This is a genomic window from bacterium (Candidatus Blackallbacteria) CG13_big_fil_rev_8_21_14_2_50_49_14, assembly GCA_002783405.1.
Taxonomy (GTDB): domain Bacteria; phylum Cyanobacteriota; class Sericytochromatia; order UBA7694; family UBA7694.
The window spans coordinates 300,436-324,771 of sequence record PFGG01000065.1; the positions used below are offsets into that span (position 1 = coordinate 300,436).

At 50.6% G+C, this 24,336-nt stretch carries 19 protein-coding genes; 12 read left to right on the forward strand and 7 right to left on the reverse strand.

The genetic code is table 11. From position 1 onward, the window contains the following. Positions 1-14 precede the first annotated feature (14 nt). Together COW20_18305 and COW20_18310 are read right to left on the reverse strand one after the other, a co-directional pair. Positions 15-1,664, reverse strand: a complete 1,650-nt coding sequence (locus tag COW20_18305; GenBank protein PIW46193.1) for a hypothetical protein — start codon at positions 1,662-1,664, stop codon at positions 15-17. Between the two features lie 82 nt (positions 1,665-1,746). After that, on the reverse strand, positions 1,747-3,375 hold the full coding sequence (locus COW20_18310; protein PIW46194.1) for a TIGR00341 family protein: 1,629 nt from the start codon (positions 3,373-3,375) through the stop codon (positions 1,747-1,749). A 127-nt stretch (positions 3,376-3,502) separates the two neighbouring features. Between COW20_18310 and flgM the strand changes: the two genes are divergently transcribed. The 6 genes from flgM to COW20_18340 all read left to right on the forward strand — a co-directional run bounded on the left by flgM (position 3,503) and on the right by COW20_18340 (position 11,500). Continuing rightward, positions 3,503-3,823 carry a flagellar biosynthesis anti-sigma factor FlgM gene (gene flgM, locus COW20_18315; protein PIW46195.1) on the forward strand — a complete coding sequence of 107 codons (321 nt, stop codon included), beginning with the start codon at positions 3,503-3,505 and terminating at the stop codon, positions 3,821-3,823. 91 nt (positions 3,824-3,914) lie between these two features. Then, positions 3,915-4,394, forward strand: a complete 480-nt coding sequence (locus COW20_18320; GenBank protein ID PIW46196.1) for a hypothetical protein — start codon at positions 3,915-3,917, stop codon at positions 4,392-4,394. Between the two features lie 2 nt (positions 4,395-4,396). Next, entirely contained in the window at positions 4,397-6,088 is a 1,692-nt protein-coding gene (flgK, locus tag COW20_18325; GenBank protein ID PIW46197.1) for a flagellar hook-associated protein FlgK, read from the forward strand. A 3-nt stretch (positions 6,089-6,091) separates the two neighbouring features. After that, a complete protein-coding gene (gene flgL, locus COW20_18330) occupies positions 6,092-8,629 on the forward strand; it encodes a flagellar hook-associated protein 3 (GenBank protein ID PIW46198.1) in 2,538 nt (845 codons plus the stop codon). A gap of 178 nt (positions 8,630-8,807) precedes the next feature. Then, complete coding sequence (locus COW20_18335; protein ID PIW46199.1) at positions 8,808-9,383, forward strand: hypothetical protein; 576 nt, start codon at positions 8,808-8,810, stop codon at positions 9,381-9,383. Positions 9,384-9,610: 227 nt separating this feature from the next. Next, entirely contained in the window at positions 9,611-11,500 is a 1,890-nt protein-coding gene (locus COW20_18340; protein ID PIW46200.1) for a hypothetical protein, read from the forward strand. A gap of 81 nt (positions 11,501-11,581) precedes the next feature. On the opposite strand, the gene COW20_18345 is transcribed toward COW20_18340, so the two are convergent. After that, entirely contained in the window at positions 11,582-12,334 is a 753-nt protein-coding gene (locus tag COW20_18345) for a short-chain dehydrogenase (GenBank protein PIW46201.1), read from the reverse strand. 139 nt (positions 12,335-12,473) lie between these two features. On the opposite strand from COW20_18345, the gene COW20_18350 reads away from it, so the two are divergent. The 5 genes from COW20_18350 (at position 12,474) to COW20_18370 (ending at position 18,841) form a co-directional block, all read left to right on the forward strand. After that, entirely contained in the window at positions 12,474-13,391 is a 918-nt protein-coding gene (locus COW20_18350; protein ID PIW46202.1) for a LysR family transcriptional regulator, read from the forward strand. Beyond that, positions 13,378-13,740 (forward strand): DUF309 domain-containing protein, encoded by a 363-nt coding sequence (locus COW20_18355; GenBank protein ID PIW46203.1) that lies wholly within the window; start codon positions 13,378-13,380, stop codon positions 13,738-13,740. Before COW20_18350 ends, COW20_18355 begins: the two co-directional genes overlap by 14 nt. A gap of 136 nt (positions 13,741-13,876) precedes the next feature. Beyond that, entirely contained in the window at positions 13,877-14,671 is a 795-nt protein-coding gene (locus tag COW20_18360) for a hypothetical protein (protein ID PIW46204.1), read from the forward strand. A 96-nt stretch (positions 14,672-14,767) separates the two neighbouring features. Next, positions 14,768-15,691 (forward strand): RluA family pseudouridine synthase, encoded by a 924-nt coding sequence (locus COW20_18365; protein ID PIW46205.1) that lies wholly within the window; start codon positions 14,768-14,770, stop codon positions 15,689-15,691. Positions 15,692-15,793: 102 nt separating this feature from the next. Further along, entirely contained in the window at positions 15,794-18,841 is a 3,048-nt protein-coding gene (locus COW20_18370; protein PIW46206.1) for a hypothetical protein, read from the forward strand. On the opposite strand, the gene COW20_18375 is transcribed toward COW20_18370, so the two are convergent. The 4 genes from COW20_18375 to COW20_18390 are packed head-to-tail and all read right to left on the reverse strand — an operon-like array spanning position 18,804 to position 23,733. Next, the gene (locus tag COW20_18375) at positions 18,804-20,246 is read right to left on the reverse strand and encodes a hypothetical protein (GenBank protein ID PIW46207.1); all 1,443 of its coding nucleotides are present in this window, start codon (positions 20,244-20,246) and stop codon (positions 18,804-18,806) included. The two genes, COW20_18370 and COW20_18375, sit on opposite strands and share 38 nt — an antisense overlap. 9 nt (positions 20,247-20,255) lie before the next feature. After that, complete coding sequence (locus COW20_18380; GenBank protein ID PIW46208.1) at positions 20,256-21,197, reverse strand: ABC transporter permease; 942 nt, start codon at positions 21,195-21,197, stop codon at positions 20,256-20,258. A 1-nt stretch (position 21,198) separates the two neighbouring features. After that, positions 21,199-22,491: a sugar ABC transporter substrate-binding protein gene (locus COW20_18385; GenBank protein ID PIW46209.1), complete on the reverse strand. Its 1,293-nt coding sequence runs from the start codon at positions 22,489-22,491 to the stop codon at positions 21,199-21,201. Positions 22,492-22,548: 57 nt separating this feature from the next. Further along, a complete protein-coding gene (locus tag COW20_18390; protein PIW46210.1) occupies positions 22,549-23,733 on the reverse strand; it encodes a hypothetical protein in 1,185 nt (394 codons plus the stop codon). A 104-nt stretch (positions 23,734-23,837) separates the two neighbouring features. Between COW20_18390 and COW20_18395 the strand changes: the two genes are divergently transcribed. After that, the gene (locus COW20_18395) at positions 23,838-24,305 is read left to right on the forward strand and encodes a hypothetical protein (protein ID PIW46211.1); all 468 of its coding nucleotides are present in this window, start codon (positions 23,838-23,840) and stop codon (positions 24,303-24,305) included. Positions 24,306-24,336 lie beyond the last annotated feature (31 nt).

The window sequence follows — 24,336 nt, forward strand, 5'->3', positions numbered from 1 at the left end:
GAAAGCGCATCAAATTAAAAGGCGTAATTCAAAAAGGCTTGAATCACAGGGCCATTGCTGTTCATGGCAGGATAGGCCACGGGTGAAGTAGAAGAACCGCTGGAAGCAGCAATACTGAATTCAGCATTGCTGAAATAACGCCAGCCCAGGTTCAGGCCGAGAATCATATCCGCTGTGGCCTGGTAGTGAAGGCCCGCCAAAAGCGTTCCCCCCAAACCCAAGGCGGTGGGGGTGGGATCCAAACCACTGCCCAGCAGCGTACCGGCCAGGGCACCGCCGCGCAGGCCCAAACTAAAAATCAGCTGACGCATATACCAGCGCTTCATCAGACCAATTTCCAGGTCAAAGGGCAAAACGCTCGCACCGGCATCTACAGAGCGGCCGGTCGGCACCGTGGCCTGGCTCAGATTGGCCTGTTGGGGCATGGCCATGCCGCCCAAGAAGGTAAAGTAAAGTTCTGAAACCCCACTGGCCTGGGCCAGACTGTATTCAATATCCAAAGAGGCCTGGGGCACAAACATGTTTTGCTCCTGCCCTTCAAAGCCCAAGGGGACAGTTCCCAAACTGAAGCCAATTCCCGCTCCGGTTTTGGGGTATTCAATCATCTGATCACCAGCTTCATAATCCCGACCCACGATAATCGGCTGCAGCCGGAATTGAGAATTTGCCAATTCGCGCACCTTGGTAAAGCCCACATCCACAGGCACTTCCTGGCCATTCTGCATGCGGTATTCAATCACCTTAAAGCCCTGATCCAAACCAATCCCCAGCGTATCGACTGTTTCAGTGCCTGAAAGTTTGACCGTAACCTGATCCTGGGCCATATCTGCACTGTCAATCTGGTTTTTCAGAATGAAATCATTCAGACGCTTGATCTCCGTGGTCAAACCGGTAGAGCCATCGTCTGCCAGTTTCTTCTCGGCTTCAGCACGCAGGCTGGCTTCAGGATTCATATTCAGCAATTGCGCGTAAAAAGGAATTTTTTTAATCACTTCCACGATCAAGGGCTGAACCAGCACATTATCGGGGTCGACGGCATCGCCCGTCGCTTCTTTTACGATTCTGAGAATTTCATTGAAATTGCTCAGTTCATAGGTTTTGCTGATCTTCCAGCTGGTGGCCTGCTGAGAATAGAGTTCAGGCTGAGAACCACTCAATTTATAAATATCCAGTTTCATCTGCAGATCAGCTTCAAGATCAATCAGCCAGGTATTGCTGTTCTTGCTTTTGCGGCGCAAATGCCCCAAATCGACTTCACCCCAACTCCAGTCGGTTGCAAAGACATAGGCCGATTCCATGATTCGCTTGGTATCGCTCCAAGAGACCACCTTGTCGCCAATTTTGACATTGTCATTTTCTTGATTGGCAGCCATTTGTCCGGCATTTTCAAGCTGGTATTTCTTAACAAGGTTTAAAAACTCCAGCAGATTGCCCCGGCCGCCCGTGCCCAAGAGCCTATAATCAAAACGGGGAAGTTCTTTCTGAAACCCCTGAATCACATATTTATCATAGGGAACAGGGCGAAGTTGGTAAAAAGAAATATATTTACGCTGATACTCTTCAAGTTCAGCCGCACGGGTGGGGGCAGGCGCCGAGAAGATTCCACCCGCCAGTCCCCCCAGAACCAGGGTAAAAGCAAGTAAAGGACGCAGACCATAGTTCATAAAGAAACCTCTTCCAGTGAGCTTGTATTTTGCGCTTCATTATACGGTGCTGAATGCCCAAAGGCAAAAATCGCAAGCTGAGCTAGCGGTTGATCACTTGAATGTCCCGCACCTGCAGGCGCACCTTGAGCCAATTGCGTAATTTGGTCAAAACCTCAGGCTCGGGTGTTTTCTGCCAATGTAAAATCACAGTGGGTACGGGCACCGATTTCATCGTCTTCAAATCGGTACGATTCAACAAGATATAGCCAAACTGCTTCAATTCGGGGTACTGCACCTTGAGTTCAGCCAGCAAAAGATCCTGAGACTGCACTTTGCTGCGATAATGTAAAAGCTCCTGTTCCAGGCTCTGAATCTGCTGGTTCTGTTTTTGCAATTGCAAATCCTTTTGCTTGAGCACCTCTTCATTTTTACGGTACAGATCTTCCACAATGCCCACTTTCAGCTCCTGGTTGAGGCGCGTGAATTGCTGTTCCAGCTCAAGCGAGCCTTTGCGGGGTTGGTGCAAAACCAAACGCGTACCCTTGAGGCCCGCCAGGCTATCCAGTTTGCTTTGTAGTTTTTTCACCACCAAAGCCGCCAAGGGCTCGCCAATCAAGGTCAGTTCGATCAGCGAGTTATTGCCCTGATATTTCAAGGTAGTCCGGATCACTTCACTGTCGGGGAACTGAAAATTTTCACTGATAAACTGGTGGGCCTGCCGCTGAAAAAGGGTTTCTTGCACCACTCCCCAGGCCGCGTAAAGACTGGGCAGAACGGTCAGCAGGGCAAAGGCTGCAATCCAGATTTTGACCCGTTGTTCGCGTGCGGCATCGATAAAACTGACCCGTTTGAACTTGAGATAGCGCACCACCACAAAGGTCGAAAGACAGATAAAAACCGAATTGATAAAAAAGAGATAAAAGGCCCCCAGAAAAAAGCCCATATTCCAGGTGGCCAGACCAAAGCCAGCAGTACACAGAGGGGGCATCAGGGCCGTGGCAATCGCCACCCCTGGAATGGCATTGCTTTTTTCGCGGCGGGAACTGGCAACAATCCCCGCTGCTCCGCCAAAAATCGCGATCAAAACGTCAAAGATCGTCGGACGGGTACGCGCCAAAAGCTCGGACTGGGCCTGATCGAGCGGGGTAATTAAAAAATAAAGCGCCGAGGTAATCACTGCCGCCAAAACCGCAATCGAGAGATTGCGCAGCGAGCGTTTGAGCAGGTCGATATCGTTGGTGCCCAGGGCCAGGCCGGCCCCCATGATCGGGCCCATCAGCGGAGAAATCAGCATCGCGCCAATAATCACAGCCGTAGAATTGGTATTTAAGCCTATCGAAGCAATAAAAATCGCGCAAATCAGGGTCCAAAAATTGGCGCCGCGAAACTCAATATTTTTACGGATATCGCTGACCGTGGTAGTTTCGTCAGATTCTTCGCGCAAATGCACAATATCCACAACATAATGACGAAACTGGCGAAAAACAAGTGAGACAGAGCGGTTCAACAGACGTTCGTCTTTCTCGATCTGTTCTTTCAATGGATCAGAATCTCCCGAAACCGGAGCCGCTGTTTCTGTGACTTCCAGCGAAGGGGAAGAGGCCTCAGGGGGCTGAGCAGATGATTCCTCTGACATGAAAAGCGCTCCTTCAGAATTCTGCAGAGATTTTTTCAAGCATAGCATACCGTTCAAGCTGACCGTCCAAGCCAAAAGTGGCAGCTCAGGCAAAATCTCTTGCGTTTTTCTCTCAATTTGATCTTTGATGGGTTTAAGTCTGAAGCCAGAAGGCCGATAATAAAATCAGAATACTTCTGAAAGGTTTGCACGCAATGCAGACCCAACAGATGGAACGGGTATACGAACCGTGAAAATCGATGATAACAATGCCTTTGAATTGGCCCGGGTTACCGGCCCTCAGTCTGTCCAACGGTCAGGATCGGCCTTTGACCTGTTTGCTGCCTATGGTGTTTCACCTGCGCAGGGAACCGATCAAGCCAGTCTTTCAAGCCAGGGCCAGGAAATTCAGCGCCTGACACAAGCAGTGCGTGAATTGCCTGAAGTCAGGGAAGACAAGGTTCAGGCCGCGCGGGCACGCCTCCAGGACGGAACCTGGCAAGTGCCGACCCCTGATCTGGCAGAAGCCATGTTTCGACTGGCTGAACTGGATCAGGGCTGAGCAAATGCAGGTTTTTTGTTTTCAGGTCTGGCAGTTCTGCCATGCGTAGAACTGCCAGTTTTTCACGGTTTTTAGGTTTTCAGGGAGGAAAATGCGAATGCAGGCGCTTTTAAGCCATCTCAACAAAGAGGAACAGTATTACCAATGCCTGGTACAACTGCAGGAAGACATGCAGAACTGTCTGGTGCAAAACCGCCAGGCTGAATTGGATAAAGTCATTCAACAACATGAGCAATGCCTGAATCTGATGCAGGCCCAGGAAAAAGAACGGGTGCAGCTGATGCAACCCTTGGGCAGCAATCTGGAGAGTATCCTTGAAAAACTGAGCGATTTGCGCGAACGCACCCAACTCAAAAGCCTGCAGGAGAAGATCAACGCGCATATCACCCGCCTGCGCCACCTCAGTCATTTGAATCAAGCCCTGCTCGAACAAGGACAGGCCTATATTCAACACACCACTGAACTCTATCGCAGCCTGGCCCGTGCCAGTTCCCCAGCCGTTTATTCGCCCTATGGCCAACTTGAAGCCCCCGCAGAACCCGCCCGCAGTTTCTGCGAGTTTGACGCCTGATTATGGTCAGACCTGCTTTTCTCGGATTCAATATCGCACGCAGTGCGCTGTTTACGGCCCAACAGCAACTCGATCTGACCGGGCACAATATCGCCAATTCTGGGGTAGAGGGCTATAGTCGGCAGCGCTTGCATCTGCAGGCTTCCCCAGATATCTACGGATTGGGCAAGGCCTATCCTGGCAGTGTGGGTCAAGGGGTTCAGGCCGATCAACTGCAACGCCTGCGCGACGCCTTTTTAGACAAGGAATACCGGCTCAAAAGCCAGGAACAAAGCTATTACCAAACCCGTTTCAACTATGCCAGCCAAATGGAAAGCTCGCTGGGAGAAATGGGCAGCAGCGGTTTGGGGCTGACCCTCGACAAATTTTTTAATAGCTGGCAAGAGGTCAGTCTGCGCCCCGACGACCTCTCTCTGCGCCAGACCGTAGTGGCCGCAGGCAATGATTTGAGCTACAGCCTGCGCAGTTTTGTCGCCGATGTTACCCGTCTGCAACTGGATACCGATCGCGATCTCAGCCAATCGGTTGAACGGGTCAATAAAATCTCAGAATCCTTGGCCCATCTCAACCAACAGATTTCCCTGCGTACCAATTTGGGAGAAACCCCCGCCGATCTGCTCGACCAACGGGATCGTCTTTTGGATGAACTCAGTGGCCTGATTCAGATTCGCACCGATCTCGACAGCAATGGAGCTGTTCAGGTTCAAAGCAATGGCAAGGCCCTGGTCGTTAAAAATGAATGGCATGCCCTGCAATTGAGAACAGAGCCCGATCAGATCAGGGGCCAAAGTGCAGTCGGGTTTCCGTTTACCCTGAACCGGGGCGATCTGGTTATCAATGGCGTGGATATTCTCGGTTCAGATGCCCCGCTCAATATTGCCACAGCCGCCGATGCAGGACTGCTTGTGAACCAAATCAACCTGCATACAGGCCAGACCGGGGTGGTGGCGTCACTTGATGCCGCTGGACATTTGCTGATGAGGAGCACCTCAGAGGCCAGCAGTTTTATCAATATCCAGGAAACAGGCGTGGGGCTGAGCCTGACCGGGATTGCCAGCGGGGACTATACCCTGACCAATTCCAGCAGCCTGATGCTGCCGGGTGGCATTTATCTCAACCAACCCGGCGGTAAAATTGAAAGCCTGCTCAATACCAAAACCCAAATTCTGCCCCAAACCCTCGATCGTGTGCACCAATTGAGTGCAGCCCTGATCCGGCGGGTAAATACCATTCATCAGAATGCCTATGATCTCAATGGGCAAAACAACCGCCCCTTCTTTACAGGCACCAACCCCGCCACGATTCAGGTCAGCGGAACCTTGCAGGCCGATGCTTCCCTGCTGGCCCTGGCCGCTGACGCCTCATTTCCCCCCGGAGATGGCAGCCAGGCCCGTGCGGTCTACCAGGCCCGCTTTGAGGTCAGTGTGGGGGGCAAAAGTTTAGAAACCGCCTATAACGCACTGGTCACGGATATGGGCACCACCATTGCCCAGGCTCAGGAACGCGCCGAGACCCTCAAAACAGTCAAAGAGGGCATTGACAACCAGCGCCAATCGATTGCTGGGGTCAATATGGATGAAGAACTCTCGAATATGCTTCAGTTTCAGCGCTCCTTTTCAGCGGCGGCCCGTGTCATGAATACCATGGATGAAATGCTGAACCAAATCGTCAACGGTCTGGGGGCAGGGAGATAAGCCATGCTGCGCATTACCCAACAAATGCTCCAACGCAATTCACTCAATCAGATTCAGGCCCGCCAGAATGATCTGTTTACAGCCCAGAAACAAATTTCAAGTGGTTACCGTTTTGACAAGCCCTCGGAAGATCCTTCGGCAACCGCCATCTCACTCGATTTACGCAAGGCGATCTCGTTTCAGGAACGCATTGGCAAAAACGCCAGTACCGCCCAGGATTTCAATCTTCAGGCCGACCATGAACTGTCTACTGCTGGCGATATCTTTCAGCGCGCCCGTGAACTGGCGATTCGCTCTGCCGATGAGGCCCTCAACCAGCAACAGCTCGATGGTATTTCCTCTGAGCTGGAAGGCCTGCTGACCCAGCTCACCGATATTGGCAATGCCACCCACGAAGGCAATTATATCTTTGGCGGCTACCAATCCAGCAAGCCGCCTTTCCGTGCCGAAAAAAACCTGGTGATTGAAGGCACGGCCATGACCGAACTGAGCCTAAATAAAGGGACGTTTAAAACCCAACTCGAAACCCATTCCCTGACCACCGTAGCAGCCGGTTCATTTTCTCTCAATGGCGGTGATCTGGTGATCAATGGCGTGGATATTGGCTCTTTTCATGTGGTCGACCCGGCCCGCACAGCAGCCGACAATGCCCAGGCCCTGGTCGAGCGGATCAATGCCAAAACCGCCGAAACCGGCGTCAGTGCCCAGGCCATCAATTTTCCCACTGGCAGCTATGCCGCCCCAGGTGCTGCCCCGCTGACGGGCATCGCCCTTGTCAATCTGGATAAAAATGGCAGCCCTTCCAACAAACCGATCGAAGTTTCAGGCCAGGGCATTCCAGGGGTGGGAGGCCTGAATGTCTTTAGAAATGAACGGCTGCTGCTCAGCGATACGCGCTTTACCTCGCTGCGGATTGGTGCGGGCGCGATTGGCAATGTCCCGGCCGGGACCCTCAGTATCAATGGTGTCACGCTCAATAGCGCGATTAATTTTGCAGCAGGCAATAGCGCAGAGCAAAACGCCCAAGCCATTGCCACAGCCCTCAATAGCTTAACAGCACAAACTGAAGTCTATGCCAAAACCGATGGCAATGGTTTCGTGCAACTGCAATCACAAACCCCCTTTCAAATTGCAGGGGCACCGGCCCAGCTCAATCTGCCCAATCAGGTCTATGAACAGAGTCGCAATGCAAGCGCCGTGAGTGGAGCCGTGGGCGCCGGCAGTGCCATGATTCTCTCCAAGGGCAGCCTGGTTTTAAACGGAATCGATATTTTTAACACCCCGCTAACGCTGGATGCCACCCTGACAGCCCCACAACGGGCCCAACAGATCGTGACGGCCATTAACAACCGCGCCACAGACACGGGCATCCGGGCCTTCAGCGATGCCACAGGCCGTCTCTATTTCAGCAATGGCGATCAGCATATTACCAGCGTAAGTTATCAGGGCGACAGCGGTGAAAATTTGGCCCAGATTGGCAGCCAGGAATTATTGCCTCTGAATATGAGTGGCGATCAGGCTTTTGCTGGGCAGCGCGCGCAAACCCGCCTGCTCAGTGGCCGCGATATTTTAGCCGCAGGCCTCGGCAGTGCAGTGTCAACTGCCAATGTCAGTTTCGCAGCGGGCGATACCCTGGTGGCAGGCAATTTCGTGATCAATGGAACCAATATTTTAGCCGGCCCCTTTACGGGCGGAGCCGCTGCCGATGCCGCCACACTGATCGCGGCAATCAACGCCCAAAGTGGCACCACAGGGGTTTCGGCCCTCGCTTCAGGTGTGGCAGGAATTCGTCTGAATTCTCTGACGGGTGCAGCCTTTAATCTTCAAACCACGGGCAATGGCAGCAAAGCCCAAATCCCGGCGACAGCAGCGGGTACGACCTATCTCAACCCTATCAATGCTGGAGATATTTTGATCAATGGCGTGGATATTGGCCCGATTGCGGCGGTACCCGCTAACCCTGGCAATCCCCCCCAGAATATCATCGACCTGGCAGACGCCTTGGTCAATGCTATCAATAACCAGGCCGCCACCACCGGCGTCAAAGCCGAGCGCATCACCGCCAGCACAGGCGGCACACGGGTTCTGCTCACGGCCACCGGCCAGGATATCCGCGTGGATACCAATAATCCCGTCGCCAATGCCGTCTTCAATACGATTGGCCTGCAGCCAGGGACGGTGGTTCGTCAGAAAATTGATGCCTTCGATGCCCTTGTACGTTTCCGCAACCAGGCCCTCAACAGCAAATTCAACCGCGATGCCGTGCAAACCATTTCAGTGCAGAGCCTGCGTGAGGTAGATGATGCCTTTACGGCCTTAACCGGCAACCGGGTTGAATTGGGCGTACGTGGGCAGAGAGCCGAACTGGTGGGCAATCGCGTGGCCCAAACCCAAGAAGTGCTCAGCCAACAGCTCGCCGATCAGCGGGAAACCGATGTGACAAAAGCCATCTCGCAAATGACCCTGCACGAAACAGCTCTGCAGGCCGCCTACAATATGACCCAGCGTCTCTCGGGGCTTTCTCTGCTCAATTATATTTAAGTGTCTCATACCCCAACTGCCTCTTTCCAGCGTACTCAGCTCCCCCCACAGTCTTCCTGGAGATTTGAGTTTCAAATCCCCTCTGCGCTCAATCGTCTCAAGCAGATTTTGCAATTTTTGGGGATTTGAAAAGCCTGTGCTAAGCTGAAGCAGCCAAATCACAGAAAAGGATCCTGTCATGCGCGCTGTTCTACTCTCTGTTCTGCTTCTGCCTGGGCTGCTCGGCCCCGCTTTCGCCCAAACCAGTGATTTACCTCCGCGTTGGCAGGAAATTCGACAGGACTACGCCGACAAGGCCCTGATCGAAAAATTTTATACGGCCTTTCAAAAGGGTGATGGAGCCACCATGGCAGCCTGTTATCACCGAGACGCCAAATTTACAGATCCCGTCTTTGGCACCCTGCGCGGAGCCGAAATTGGTGCAATGTGGAAAATGCTGCTGGAAATCAGCCAAGGGGGCTTAAAAATTCATTTTCGTGACGCCGACGCCCATCTGGGCATGGGCAAAGCTCACTGGGATGCCGATTATACCTTTTCAGCCACAGGTTTGCCCGTTCACAATTCTATCGACGCTGAATTTGAAATTCGTGAGGGCTTGATCTACCGCCACCAGGATCATTTCAGCTTGCACCGCTGGAGCAGCCAGGCCCTGGGCCTGCCCGGTTTTTTATTCGGCAATACTTCCTTTTTGCAAAATGCCCTGCGCCAGCAGGTGCGTGAAAAGTTGAAACTCTGGATGCAAGCACACCCCTGATCCCCAGCTTCAGCACTTGGGGCTTAAGTTCTTCTGCAGCAAGCTAATCCCCGACGCAAAATCATTGCTTCACCAAATAAGCCATATCTGGCTTATTTTCTATTAATTTTCACATTTTGTTCAAATTAGAAATTGACAGTGATCTCTCAAAAAGCTAGAATGTTAACATCATAAACATAAAGCGTTGTGATCTGGTTTTCAAATACAAATTTCGGAAGGTTAAGCAAATGAACATCAATACTTCAGGCAATTCCATTCAAAAGCGAATTCAAGCTTTGCAAGAGTCTTCAAGCCCTTCTCAGCTTGAAAAAAAGCCGGTTGAAACAGGACTGAGCAAAACAGATTTTGAACAGCGCAAAGCCCTGTTCGAAAAAGGAATGCACGCACCGACAACAGAAAAAGCACTTGAAACAGAAAGCCAAATTCAATCCAAAATTCAAACGGCCCCCTCAGAAAATCTCTCTCAAACCGCTCAAGAACTCAATGAACTCGGTCTGAATTTCCATGAAATCTCCTCACGTGAACAAGAATCAGAAGACAACGATTCAATCCCTGATCTTTCACAGATCAAGAGAGGCTACGAAACACCTCAACTCAAGCCAAACCAAGTCATGATCGACGGCCATCTCTACGAAACCGTTTCAAATAATGAAAATTACAAAACCTATACCACCCAGTTATCCAATGATTCTAATGACAGTGACGATTTTGATGACAGTGACGATTTTGATGAGTACGACGAGATCGAAGTTAAAGATTACACGCAACCTGAAGTCAAAAACACCTCAGAGGCCAAATACTCTGAAACCTCCTCCAATCACCATAAGGTAGAGTACCGTGTCAAAAGCAATGTCGACGGAATTCGCAAAGGATATGAATTTGATTTAGGCAATAGCAAATACACAGCAATGTTTGAGTCAGACGAGGCCCAAAATGAAAACAAGCTGCATTTCAGTGAAAAAGGAGTGACACGGGGCAGCGATCAAGAACTTTTAACCACACAAACCCCAACCACAGGCCTGTGGGCGGGTTCAAAAGCAAACCGCATGCTCTTTGTGATGGAGCCCAATGGTCAGATTCATGCCATTGATCCCAACAAACCGATCAGCCACAAAGGCGCAACGGTTTTGGATGTGCGTATTCACCACTCCAGTCTGCTCAACGGGCAGGAGGTCGCAGGTGCGGGTGAAATTCAGGTCAGTTCAGGGCTGACTCCCGAAGAATTCAACCATCTGCAAACAGTCGTCCTGAAGCGCGTGCAAAAACAATTTGAGCATGAACAGGATCTCAAACCCGAAGTCATGCAAAAGATGATTGCACAGATGGTGGATCTTGAATTGGGCAAAATACTCAAAAATCACCAACCGGGTCAAATTGAAGTGATCTCAGATCGCAGCGGACACTACCGCCCCAATCTGGAAATGACCGCTCAGACCCTTGAAGAATTGCAAGAAAAGGGTGTCGATATCAGCCGGGTAAATGTGGAACTGGGCGATAAAATCGGTGGTTCCTCAGTATTAGAAGGAGAACTGATGGTGCCCAGCTCCACGGTGATTTCAAGCAAAGAAGTTCCCAATGGCGAAGTTCAGTTGCGCGCCCAACACGCACGTAAAATGAATGTTCAACAGGAGTTATTGTCAAAATTCGGACAAAAATCTGAAAATTACGAAAAACAAAAAAACAACCTCAATCAATTGCTCGGAAAATACCTCAGCGAGAATAAATTCGAAAAGGCAGCCATTATTTATGAGCGTCTGATGTTTTTACATGGCGTGGGCACCTCAGGCAAGGTTTCAGAAAATCAACGCGAGTATCAGGAAAAGCAAATTCTTAAGCATTTGCAAGCCAATCCCAAAATTCCAACGGAAAAACACCCACTCCTGATCATGGCCTATGAAAACCTGATCGAGGATCGCAAACCGGTGGTCAAAACAGAATATCGGTTGACAGAAGGCTATACCACAAACGATACGAAGCCAAACTACAATACAAAATATACTGACAAAATGAACCCGAACTACAACACGAAAGAGACTGACGAATACCCAGAGATTGAAGATGACATCAATGAAATTGAGCTCAATGATGACGAAATTGAAATCAATTACTTTTACTAAAAGCCCCTTGTTTCAATCTTTTTAGAATTGAAACAAAGACAAAATCCTGCGGGTTTGAACCCGCAGGATTTTCGTCTAGGTCTAGATCATCATTCCCCCAGAGGCTTCAACCCGCTGGGCATTGACCCAACGGCTCTCTTCAGACAGCAGCGAAGCCACCAAGGGGCCAATATCTTCAGGCACCCCCACCCGACCCAAACTGGTCTGCGCAGCCAGCATCTGGTTCAGACCTGCATTGTCCCGCACCGCGCCGCCGCCAAAATCTGTTTCAATCGCCCCTGGTGCAAGCGTGTTCACTGCGATACCACGGCTGCCCAGTTCTTTGGCCCAATAGCGGGTCAAGACCTCCACCCCCCCTTTCATGGCAGCATAGGCCGCATAGCCCGGAAAACTGAAACGCGTCAGACCGCTTGAAAGGTTGAGAATCCGCCCTTGATCTGCCAAAAGAGGCAAAAGGGTCTGGGTCAGAAAAAACGGACCTTTCAGATGAATTTTCATAAGCTGATCAAATTGTGCTTCTGTGGTTTCTTGAAAAGAAGCATGCAGCCCAATGCCTGCATTGTTGACAAGATAATCAAACTGCTCACGTTGCCATTGGGCCTTTAAAGCCCCCTTTAATTCAGCTGCAAAGCCCTTGAACGAATCACTCTCAGAAATATCCAGGCGCAGGGCCACAGCCTGACCGCCCAAAGCTTCGATTTCGCTGACCACTGCCTCAGCGGCCTGAGACTGGCTCTGATAGGTCAAGACCACCCCCACGCCTTTTTTCGCAAGTGCCAGGGCTGCACTTTTGCCCAAACCCCGGCTGCCACCTGTAATAACTGCAATTTTCATCTCATTCTATCCTTTCGCTTCGGTTTCAAAACCGACTGATTGACGTGATCTTGTTTAAGCCTATATTATTTTAATAATTTGATAAATAATCAATTTATTAAAAGACTATTCATTATTTTTGAACAATAGGAAAAAGCCGATGGATCGCATCGAAGCCATGAAAATCTTTCTGCGCGTGAGCGAATTGCAAAGTTTCAGCCAGGCGGCCGAAAGCTTGCATTTGCCCAAAGCCACTGTCTCCACCTCGATTCAAAAACTCGAAAGACACTTGAAAATACGCCTGCTGGAACGCACCACCCGCCAGGTACAACTCACCCCCGAAGGTCTGCTTTTTTATGAGCGCGCTCAGGATGTTTTGGCAGATCTCGAAGATATCGAAGCGATGTTTGAGGCTGAGGCCCGGCAAATTAAAGGCAAAATCCGAATCGACATGACAGTTGCCTTGGCGCGCAATCTGGTTATCCCCCTTTTGCCCGAGTTTTGTAAAATGCATCCCGAAATTGAAATCGAATTGAGCAGCACCGATCGCTATCTCGATCTCATCCGAGAAGGTCTCGATTGCGTGATCCGTGTCGGCAGAGGCCAGGAACCCGGCTTGCTGAGCAAGCCCTTGGGCGAAATGCATCTGATCAATTGTGCCAGCCCTGAATATCTGCGCAAAAATGGAATGCCGCAGACCCTTGAAGATCTCAAAACCCATCAACTGATTTTTTATGCCATGCAACTCGGCAGCCCCCCCGAAGGCTTTGAGTATTTCGAGGGTGAAAAATACCATGAAATAAAAATGAAAGGGCTGCTGACGGTGAACAATACCATAGCCTATGAAACAGCCTGCCTGGCAGGCTTAGGCATCATCCAATGCCCTTCTGCGGGTATTCAGGCGCATTTGGCAAGCGGTCGCCTGATTGAAATTCTCCCAGAATTTAAAGCCCAGCCCCTGCCGCTCAAACTGGTATACCCCTATCGCCGTCGCCAGACGCGACGTCTGAAGGTCTTTATTGCCTGGCTCGAGCCCCTGATCAAAACCTATCTGGAAGATCAACATGCAGCCACTTAAGCCACACCAGACGGTTCTTTGGCAGCAGGGTCTTTACTGTTTTAACCAAGGCGCTTATTTTGAAGCCCATGAAATTTTTGAAGAACTTTGGCGTTCACTTCCGCCCCCGCAGAAAACCAGCCTTCAGGGCTTGATTCAGGTCGCCGTGGCCTGTGTGCATTTACACAGGCAGAATGAGCGGGGGGCCCGCAGCTTGTTTAAAAAAGCAGCCCAAAACCTCAGCACAGGGCCTTTGCCGTCTGGGAATCAAGCCGCTTTGCTGAAACAGATTGAAGCCTGGCTGAACTGGTTGGAGCAAAGCCCCGATAAGCGCTCTGAGGCGCCGAACTGGCCCAGTTTAGCCCCCTAAATAGCCCCTACAATCCTGATGAAACACTTATTTTATTTGGCGCATATCAAACAGGTGCTTGATATGTATCAATTTTACGCCCCCCCCTGCAAATCTAAAATGAAAGCAGAAGGGATTCTCTTGAAAGGAGCATCTTATGCAATTTCAGCATGCCAAACAGCTGGCCTCACTCTCACTCGCCCTGATGATGAGTGCCTGTATTATTCAAGTTCCTGAGGGCGTTCTCTCGCCCTCCTCAAGCCCAAAAGCAAGCAGCACACCGCTGGTTTCGCCCTCCTTAAAACCCATTGCTTCTGTGGCACCCGCCACACCTCAGCCCACAGCATTCTCAACGCCAGAACCGATCAAAACCGTTGAACCCTCGCCCACTCCCGTTCCGAAAAAGGTCTATACCCTAGCCAAAAAAGAGATGGTCCTCTGGGGCGGTTCCAGTGTAGGAGAAGTCGCCATCAGCAGCGAAAACACCCCTGTCTATCGCGTCAAAGGAGGCGGTTCTGTTGATTTTGAACTGACCTGGCAAGAGGGCGATGTTGTTTTGAATGCCTATGAAATGCGTGAAACAGGAATCGCCTCACAAAAAGGGCAGATGCGCTGGACCACCCCTCCTCAGGAAATCAGCGAAGATCAGATCATTCCCTTCAGTGCCAGTATCAAAGTACTGAGCAATGATCGGCTGCCTGGAGATTTTGGCCCAAATATCTCAGTGGGTTGGAATATCGACGGAACCTCCACCCATTGGCTGATTCCCGATTCGCGCACAGGCTCTACGGTCACTCCCCTTTCTATGAATTGGGATCTGCCCGTAGAGACCTTTAAAGAAGCCCTGGTAACAGATCCAATTCATCCCTCGGGAGATCATTTTACCCTCTTCGTCAATGCCCAAGGGGTACTGGGCTTATTGGTCAGATACCAGTACACGCAAAAAAAATAGGCAGTAAGCAGCCTGCCTCTGAAAGGTTTGGAGCCACGCCAGACAGCCAAGCTGTGCTAGAATGGCTCCACCTTTGTTTGCGTTTGAAAGAAAAACATGCCCCAATTCACAATCCCAGCCGAATGGCACAAAACCCGTCTCGATCAGGTTCTGATTCAGCTCTTGCCCGAGCTCTCACGTGCCTATTGCAAAAAATTGGTTCAACAGGGCCAGATTCAACTCAATGCACAAGTCGTCAGCAAGGCAGGGCAAATTTTACGTGAAGGGGATCTGCTGCAATGGGAGTTGCCCGAATTGCAGCCCCTTGAAATTCAGGCCGAAGCCATGGATCTGGATATTGTCTATGAAGACCCGCATCTGCTGGTGATCAACAAACCCGTGGGGCTGGTGGTACACCCTGGCGCCGGGAACCCTTCAGGTACCCTGGTTAACGCCTTGCTCCACCATTGCACCGATCTCTCTGGCATTGGCGGGGTCGAGCGCCCTGGCATTGTGCACCGCCTCGACAAAGAGACCAGCGGCCTGCTGGTTGTGGCCAAGCATGACCAGGCCCACCGACATTTATCCGAACAACTTCAACGCCGGGATATGAAACGCATTTACTGGGCCCTGGCCGAACTCGCTTTTGCAGAGCAAAGTGGTGAAATTGAAGCCCCGATCGATCGGCATCCGGTTGAGCGCCAAAAAATGGCGATCGTCGAAGACGGGCGCTTTGCCCGTACCCATTGGACCGTGCTTGAGCATTTTACAGGCTATACCCTGCTTGAACTCAGTTTAGATACCGGCCGCACCCACCAGATCCGTGTACATCTCAAACATATTCACCACCCCTTGGTCGGAGATCCGGTTTACGGCAGCAGCCGCAAACATGCCTTCAAGGTTTCAAGACCGCTTTTACATGCCCGCTTTTTACGCTTTTTTCACCCTGTCAGCGGTGAGTTTTTGGAGTTTGAAGCGCCTTTGCCACAAGATTTTGAAAGAATCCTGACGATTTTACGGGAACGCACGCATAAAAGCTGAACAAGCCCTTTTGAAAACCCTTTCAAAGAAAAACCCTGCCTTTGCATAAAAACGCAGCGCAAAGGGTATAATAAAGACCAGAACAGATCGGTCAAGGGACTTATGGACAAAGCAATCGGATTCAATCTGCCGCCCGGAATCGCGCCCACCCAGCAGCGCTTTTCACGGGTGGATGATGCTTTGAAAATGGCGGCCACGCTTCCCGGCTCTGAAGCCGTCGTTCAAAATACAGATAAAAACGGCCAAACCTATTTCACACTCAAACCCGTTTCTGAACACGAAGTTCAACAATACGACAGCTCTCAATATGACCCCAGCATCATCAAATTCAGCATCGACAAGGGCAATGGCACCACCCCCACGGGTGCTGAGCGGATTCTGAAAGCCGACGCGCTTTCTACCCGCAATGCACTTGAAAATGGCCTCAAAAGCGTAATTCCCCCCCAGGCCTATAGCCCAGCCAGTTTGAACAAGCTCTCTCAGGGCTTGGGCTTTAAAGATTTTGACGCCATGTACCAACTGATCTCCAAACTGCCCCCTGAAAAACAGGAGGCCTTTGTGCAAACCCTGACCCGCCCTGAAAGCTGGAAATCCGTCGCTTCAGATTTTACCCGAAATCTGCTCAGCAATCCGCTCAATCCTGCGCAGGCCTTTGAAAACACCCGTGAAAATCTGGTAGAAAATTTGAAAGGGCCCTTAAATGAGGTCTTGCAATCCGAAATCAAAGGGCTGTTTGAAGGCCAGGGGGCACCCAATTTTGATCCCCCGCTAGAATCCAAGGATTCCAACTGGAGCCCCGCTGCGCTCTTGGGCATTCACAACAGCCTGCAAAATATCAAAGAAAATTCGCCCGCCGATTTTAGCCGCATTCAAAGCACTGACAAACCCTTTACCTTTAAGTTTGAAGCCGACCCCACCCTTTCAAGTGAAGATACCAATATTGCAGCCCAAGATCCCCTCAAACTGATCACCGACTCAATGAAAATCGCACATACATCCTGCAATTGTGGCAAAGACCATTCCATCAGCATTCGCGAAGGGGCCGTCAAAGGCTCTTCTGACGCAATTCTGAATGAAAAAATCCTGAATAAACTGACCCTTTTCAGCCGGGGCACCCCTGCAACCCTGAACAAAATTCAAGGTTTCCCCGACGGCAGCAACCAATGGTATAAACTCGATGAAATGCAAGATCGGGGCATGGTTTCAGGCAATCCCCCCGCCTTGGATCGTGAAAAAAGCTTGAAGCTCTTGGGCGATCTGAACAAAGCAGGCAGTTCCAAAGATCAAACCTGGCGCTTGCTCAATTCCCTGGGCAATTCTGCCGGGGTCTTTCAACCCAAACTGCTTAAAAATGACCCCGTTTTAAAAGACTACCTCAAGCCCAATTCTGCGGGGCTGGACATGAACAAACTCTGGAATGTCTTTTTTCCCCAGGGCAATCAAGCCGAAATCGCCAAAATTCAAACTGCGGTTCAAAATTGTCTGGGCCAGGCCAGCAACCAAACCGTCGCCAATGCGGTCTTTAAAATGGAGCAAATGAATCAAACCCAAGGGCTCCAGGATTTTCTCAACACGATCAAACCCGATATGGCGAGAGATCTACTCAAAGATGGCAATATTGGCCCCCGCACCCAAAATGCGATCAAACGCATGGAGGGCATCCTGGCCCTGAATACCCTGAAAAAGAATTTGCCCCAACCCTTGAGCCCGCAGCAAAACCACAAGGTGCAGGATATTTTTAACAGCCTCACGGCCCCCACCCTCGATGAGGCCAGTTTGGCGCAAACCCAAACCAAGATGAAAGCCTTGCTCCAGGAAATACCCAACCGCATTGTTCAGGAAAGCCCTCAAAAAACCCTGCATGAGGTGATGGGCAATCTGATTGAGCGCATGGATGGCAAATTCAACCAGCAGACCAGCAAAGATTTGGTCAATAGCTGGCTCTCGATTGTCGATTCAGAAGGCGAAGGCAATGTCATTTCGGATCTGGTCACCCACGAAGTGGGGCATAACCTGATGGAGATCTTCAAACAGGATCACCCCCAGATCAACCTGGAACGGGATTGGGCCGCCATTTCTGGCAAAGCAGATCAAAAAGGCCCCGATCAATTTACAATGGCACCGGCCACCCAATCCTATTTCAACCAGGCACCAGAAGAAGTTTCAGACTATGGCGAAACCAATCCCGGTGAAGACTTCGCCGAATCCTACCGCATGTTCATGAGCCAGCCTGAAGAACTGATCAAACGTGCGCCCACCAAGTTTTTAGTCTTGAATGCCCTGAATGGCCGTTTCAGCCCTGAGCAGATTCAAACACAGTTTGGGCCCTACCAGGACAAATTGGATCAGGCCTGGAAAAAAATCCAGGGCCAGACAGGCGCCAAATTCCATCTTTCTGCCCCCATGGTAGAGTTGATGAACAAGACCTATGGCGGCACGCTTGGTAAACCAGCAGACAGTTCAGATTTGCAAAGTTTTACCACGGCCGCCCTTGATAAAGCAGGCAAAACCGTTGCAGGTACGGGGGCACTCTACAAAAATCCTCCCCTGTCGCCGGAACGCCTGCAAAGCCTCAAAAATCTTCAGCACCCTGCCCTGAGTCAGGAACAGTTAAAAGCCACCAACAATGCCTTGGCAAAATTGATCAGCCAGGTTCAGACAGGTGGTGGCAACCTCGACGCGACGGGCATTCAAACCCTTTTGGGCAACGATTACCAAGCCCTGCCAGAGGGCTTCAAGGCCATGCTCAGTGATCCCAATTCCTTTATCAGCCAATACCTGAACCAACCGGATCATGTTGGACGCAGCGCCAGCCCAGGTTGGGTGCAAACCGAAGCCCTCAGCCAAATGGTGACAGGCTATGAAAACCTCAACAGCAATTATGTCCGCCTGGCCGGACTGAGTAGCGAAGGCGGCGGAGGCGGCCTAAAGGGTCTGTTCATGTTCAAGAGCAAAGGGGGCGGCCCCGCTCTTTTGCCTGTGACCCGCGAGCTGAACGCCTACCTGGAAAACTATAACCGTCTGCGCCAACCCGCCGTGCCGGTGCCAGACAGTGAGGCCCTCAAAGCCAAGGTCAGTGAAATTCTCAGCCAAACCCAAACGCCGACTGAATTTATGGCCCGCTTCCTTCAGGAAATGGGTCTGCAATAGATTCGGCAGCAGCCGGGTGCAAGTTCAGATGCGCCGTGGCCAGACCCAAAGCGATACACACCCAGAGCACAAAATGAAAAATTCCGTGATTGGTCAAATCAAAGGCCAGGCAACCTGAAAAAGCCACCAACCAAACGATCTGAATTTCACGCAACTCAGGGTTTTCAGCCTGTTTCCAGGCTTTGAACATGATCCAGGCCACCCAGCCCATGGCCGCATAAAATACCAAACAGCCCAAGATTCCTGTTTCGGCCAAGAGCTGCAAGGGTACATTGTGCGTATCGACAAAACGCCCCAGCCCATGCCCGATCCAGGGGCTTTCCCAAAAGGCTTTCCAGGCCAGCCCCCAGGTATCCAAGCGCTGCCCTGCCGACTCCACAGTGACATCTGACAGCTCCCCAAAGCGCTGCCCCACCGTCACCAGCAAACCCGCTTCAGAGATGATCTGGCTCAATTTAAATAAGCCCCCAAACACGCCATAGAGCAAGCTTCCCAAGAGCAAAAGCCGATGCAGAGGCGGGCGGGCCAAGGCCAGCAGAAAAAAGGTGCCGGTTACAAAAACCAGCCAGGAAGCACGCGTAAAATTAATCACCAGCGAAGCCACCACCCAAGCCAGGGCCAGATACAAGCCAAAACGCCATTTCTGATTCCGTTCAGGAAAAAGATAGAGCCAACCGATCAAAAGAATCCCGACTGTTTGCAGAATCTCACCATATTCATTGGCAAAGGTACCGGGTGAAATCCGCAGAAAGGGGCCATAAAAATCCACCAGGGCCGAATGCTTGCCAAGGTAATCGAGCGGGTTATAACTCCCCGTATAAAAGCCGATTTGCTGCAGCCAGCCCACCGCCAGCGTAAGCAGGCAAGAAAGCACAAGCAGAACATGCAGGCGTTTGAGTTCCTGAAGATTGGAAGCGGCCCCAAAGAGCGTCAGCCCTGTCAACACCAGCAAAAGATAGTTAAACACCAAACGAATGGAGGTCATGTCTTGATTGAGTGCCAATTGCGCAGAATCTGCTTTCCCCAAAGAGGGCAGCCAACTCAACAGAATCAGGCCAAAGGGCAAAAGCCAAAACCAGGGATAGCGCTGAGTGGGTCGCCAGCCCAAGACAAAGCGCAGCCCAAGCCCCAAAATGGCCAGCAGCGAAAACAACTGGGGAGCTTTAAAACTAAAGCCCACTTCCACTGCGGTTAAAATTCCTGTAAACACAAAAAGGGCAAGCGCAGAGGCACATAAACGAGGAGAACTGAGCGCCAAGAGCAAAAATCCCCCTGCACCCAGCGCTGCCAAAGCCCAGCGTAAACTTTCAAAGGGCCAGGACAAAGCCAACAGCAGACTCAAAAACAAAGCTGAGAGCCACCAGATCGGGGGGATCCGGTGGCTCTCAGGAAAAATAGATTTCAAGTTCAAGACTCAGGTACTGACCTGATTGTCCTTGTTGACCTTGAGATAGAGCAGGCTGAACAGACTGAGAATGATCAGAATCACCACCGCATAGGCGCAAGCCAGACCATATTCACCCCGCACAAAGAAAGCCTTAAACGAGAAGGTGGCAAGGATATCCGTATGCGGATTGTCTTGGGTGACCAGGTAAATAATATTGAACATATTAAAGGTCCAGACGATCCCCAAAAGCACCGTCACCATCGCCACAGGCTTAAGCATCGGCAGGGTCACACTCCAGAACTGCTGCCAGGGCGTAGCGCCATCAATCTGAGAGGCTTCATACAGCTCATCGGGAATGCCTTGCAACCCGCCCAACAGGGTGATCATCATAAAGGGTACACCCAACCAGATATTGGTGACGCAAACGGCAAACATCGACCAAAAAGGATCTGAAAGCCAGGAAACACCGTTAAGCCCGACCTGCTTGAGCAAATGATTAAAAAAACCATAATCGCCATTGAACAACCAACGCCAGGAAAAAGCGGTGATATACGAAGGTACTGCCCAGGGAATCAGCAGCAAAGCCCGCCACATGCCCTTCAGACGCAGTTGTTGGTTGAGAATCAAAGCCAGACCCAAACCCAAAACAAAGTGAAAAAAGACATTGGTAAAGGTCCAGATCAGGGTTTGCCCAAAGACCTGCCAGAAATCATTGCTGGCAAAAACCTTGGTATAATTTTCAAGCCCCACGAACTTCACAGTCGCGGCCTGTACTTCTGTTTTAATCGCCACCCCGCCGTCGGCCAGCAATTCGGTCACACGGAAGGTTTTTTCATAGGCATTGCGCTGGGTGATATTCTGAAAACTGAAACTGATCCCCATCAACAAGGGCACAAAGACCAGCAGAATCATCATGCCAAAACCCGGCAGGAGAAAGAAATAAGGCGTTTTACGATCTACTTTTAACATCTTATTCTGCGCTCAGAAGCTCTTTCCAAGCCGCTTCAACCTCCTTAAGAGCTGTTTCGGGCGTTTTTTCACCCAAGAGTGCCGCCTGGTAAGCGGGTTTCAGGTCGATAAACACAGCCCCCGACTGGGGAATCACCGGACGGGTATTCGCAGCATCCAAGACATGCTTGAAGGATTGAATGATCCGGTTGGCCTTGACCGCAGGCAAATCATAGGTCGATTTACGCGTGGGCAGCAGATTGTTTTTCAAAGCAAAGCGGGCCTGAATTTCGGGTCGGCTGAGATAGTGAATCACTTCCCAGGAAGCCCAAAGCTTCTGGGTACTGGCAGCCACCACATAATTGTGCCCGCCCACAGGCGAACCCCAACCGCCAGGCCCCTGGGGAATGCGGGCAATGCCCAGGTTGTCCGGGTTTTTAAACTCAGGGCCATCGAGCAGGTCAGCGGTCGACCAGGGGCCATTGATAATCATGGCATATTGGCCGTTTTTAAATCCAATCTGCATATTCTCATAGTCATTGGCAAAATCGACAGATTCTGGCACAATTTTATACTTTTTACGTAAATCAATTAAAAAGTTCAAAGCTTTTACAGCAGGCTCTTCAGCAATCTTGACCTGAAGGCTTTGGTTGTCGATTAAATCTCCACCAAAAGCCCAGACAAAAGGCGTAAACCAATAGGGATCGCCTCTGTAGAAAAAGGCATATTGCTTGCCATCGGGCGTGGTCAGTTTCTGACCTTGGGTAATCAGCTCTTCAAGGGTCGCCGGTGGCTTGGGCCCCGTTAAACGTTTATTGTAAAAAAGGGCGAGACAGTCAGTGACTTGGGGAATGCCCCAGATATGCCCCTTGTAGCGGGAATAAGCCAAAGCTTGGGGCACAAAATCTGCTTGTGCTTTCTGATCGAGAAAAGCGTCCAGAGACATCAGATAGCCCATCGAGGCCAATTCGGTGGTCCAGGCAATTTCAGCACGGAAGATATCCGGCGCATTGCCGGCTTGCGCCACGGTTTTGTATTTGTTTAAAGCATCGGAAAAGGGAACTTGCTGGAGTTTGACCGTGATATAGGGAAACTCTTTCTGAAAGGACGCAAGCGCCTCTTTCAGAGTTCCGGCTTCTTCATCATTGAAGGTATGCCAGAAATCAACCGTCACAGGATCGGTCGTGCGACGAACCACCTCTGTATTGGCAGAGGTGGCCTTGCTGTTGCGGCCCATACAGGATACCAACAACAAAATAAAGCTAAAAATGAACAGCCATTTCAGACTCAAACGAAGGTCTTTCATGGCGATCATAATACTACGGGATGACCCGAAATAAAAGACTTGGATTGTGAATCGGGAATCTTTTCGTTAATCAAAACGGGATTGATAGCTAACGCCCACACCCAGGTCTTTCACATCCAGATTGTTGAAGGTCTGGCTATAGAGGCCGTATAAACCCATCGAGGAGTCAGGAGAAATCTGTTTGCGAACCCCCAGCGTGGCCTCAAGGCGTTGCTCTTCAAAATTATAATTTGAACGGGTTTCACCATAGACATTCTGGGTCAGGCTGCCATACTCACCCGGTTTGGCATTGAACATGCGGCGCGCGGTGATTTCAGCTTCAGGCAAAACCTTGCCACTCATTTCAAAGGGAACATTGGCGGTCACGCGCACTTCGGTCTGGGCAGGGCCACGCACCTGCAAAAGATCAATTTTGGGTTTAACCGTCAATTTCTTGAAATCAAGCCCTCTGACATTTACGCCTACGCGAGGGCGTACAAAGCGCCATTTGTATTGTTCTTGATCTGCAACCGGCAGAGCAACAGGGGTACTCTCAGTGGAAACAGAGGCACTGGGGGTGACAGGCGTTGCTGTGACTTGTTCAGCACTCATCTGTGAAGTCTGATCGGCGGCAAAGTTTTGAAAGCCACCTTTGAAATAGTCCTGGAATTCTTCTTTGTCACGGTCAAAAATCGTGATAAAGAATTTATCTTCAAGGTGACGTTGCAAATCACGACGGCTACGACCCGTCACGGCAATTGAAGCCACATCTTCGCCGTATTTCTGCAGCGCATCTTTGATTTGCCCTTTTTCACCCTCATTGATCGTCAGGGTCGAATTATTCAGAGCAGAATAACCGGGGTTATAGGTATCAAAAGAAGACTGACGGATTTTGGCCTGAATAGAGCCACGCTCAGGAGAATAGCCATTGGACATAAAACGGTCAAAAGCACGGTTTTCAGCCGCTTGAATCTGGCGTTCCTGATCAGAGGTCATCGAGAAATAACCCAGCAGGGTCTTCATTTCTTTGTGATTCGAGGCATCGACTTGAACTGCGCTGCCAAATTCAGTTTTGGCCTGGGTATCGGGAGCGGTATTTTCAGCGAAAGAAATCCGGGCAGTGGGCATGCCGCTTGAACGGGTTGAAAAATGAACCGTATCTTGGGTGGGAATTTGCGCAAGGGGTTGATCCACCGAAGCCGTAGCCTTGGGGGCAACAGTCACAACGGGCGCGGAAGGGGTTAATACCGGGGCCTGATTGCGGATTTCCATGCGAAAAATTCTCCCTACATTTAGCTGTTATAATACTTTTCGGATCTTCTCGTCAACTCTGGCGTAAATTAAACAAAAATTAACCCTAATATACCCAAAAGATAATGTTAAAAAAATTCTATCCCCTCGCATCCTTAGCCGAAAAACTCGACCCTCTGCGCGGCCATGAAACCCTGGTACTGACCAATGGTTGCTTCGATCTCCTACATGTTGGCCATGTACGCTATTTACAGGCCGCACGGGCCCAGGGCGGGTGCCTGATTGTGGGTTTGAATACCGATCTTTCCGTTCAGGCTATTAAAGGCCCCTCCCGCCCCCTCAACCGTGAAGAAGATCGTGCTGAAGTCTTGGCTGCTCTGAGCTGTGTCGATTTTGTCACGCTCTTTGCCGAACCGACAGCCGATCATTTAATCGAAATCGTCAAACCCGATCTCTATGTTAAAGCGGGTGATTATACCCTTGACACCCTGCCCGAACGCGAAACCTTGCTCAGACTGGCAGTGAAAGTTGCTTTTATGCCCTTTTTTGCAGGGCATTCTACAAGTTCATTAATTGCCAAGGCGCAAGGCTGAGTTTCTACTCTTTTTGAACGCTGAATTCTGT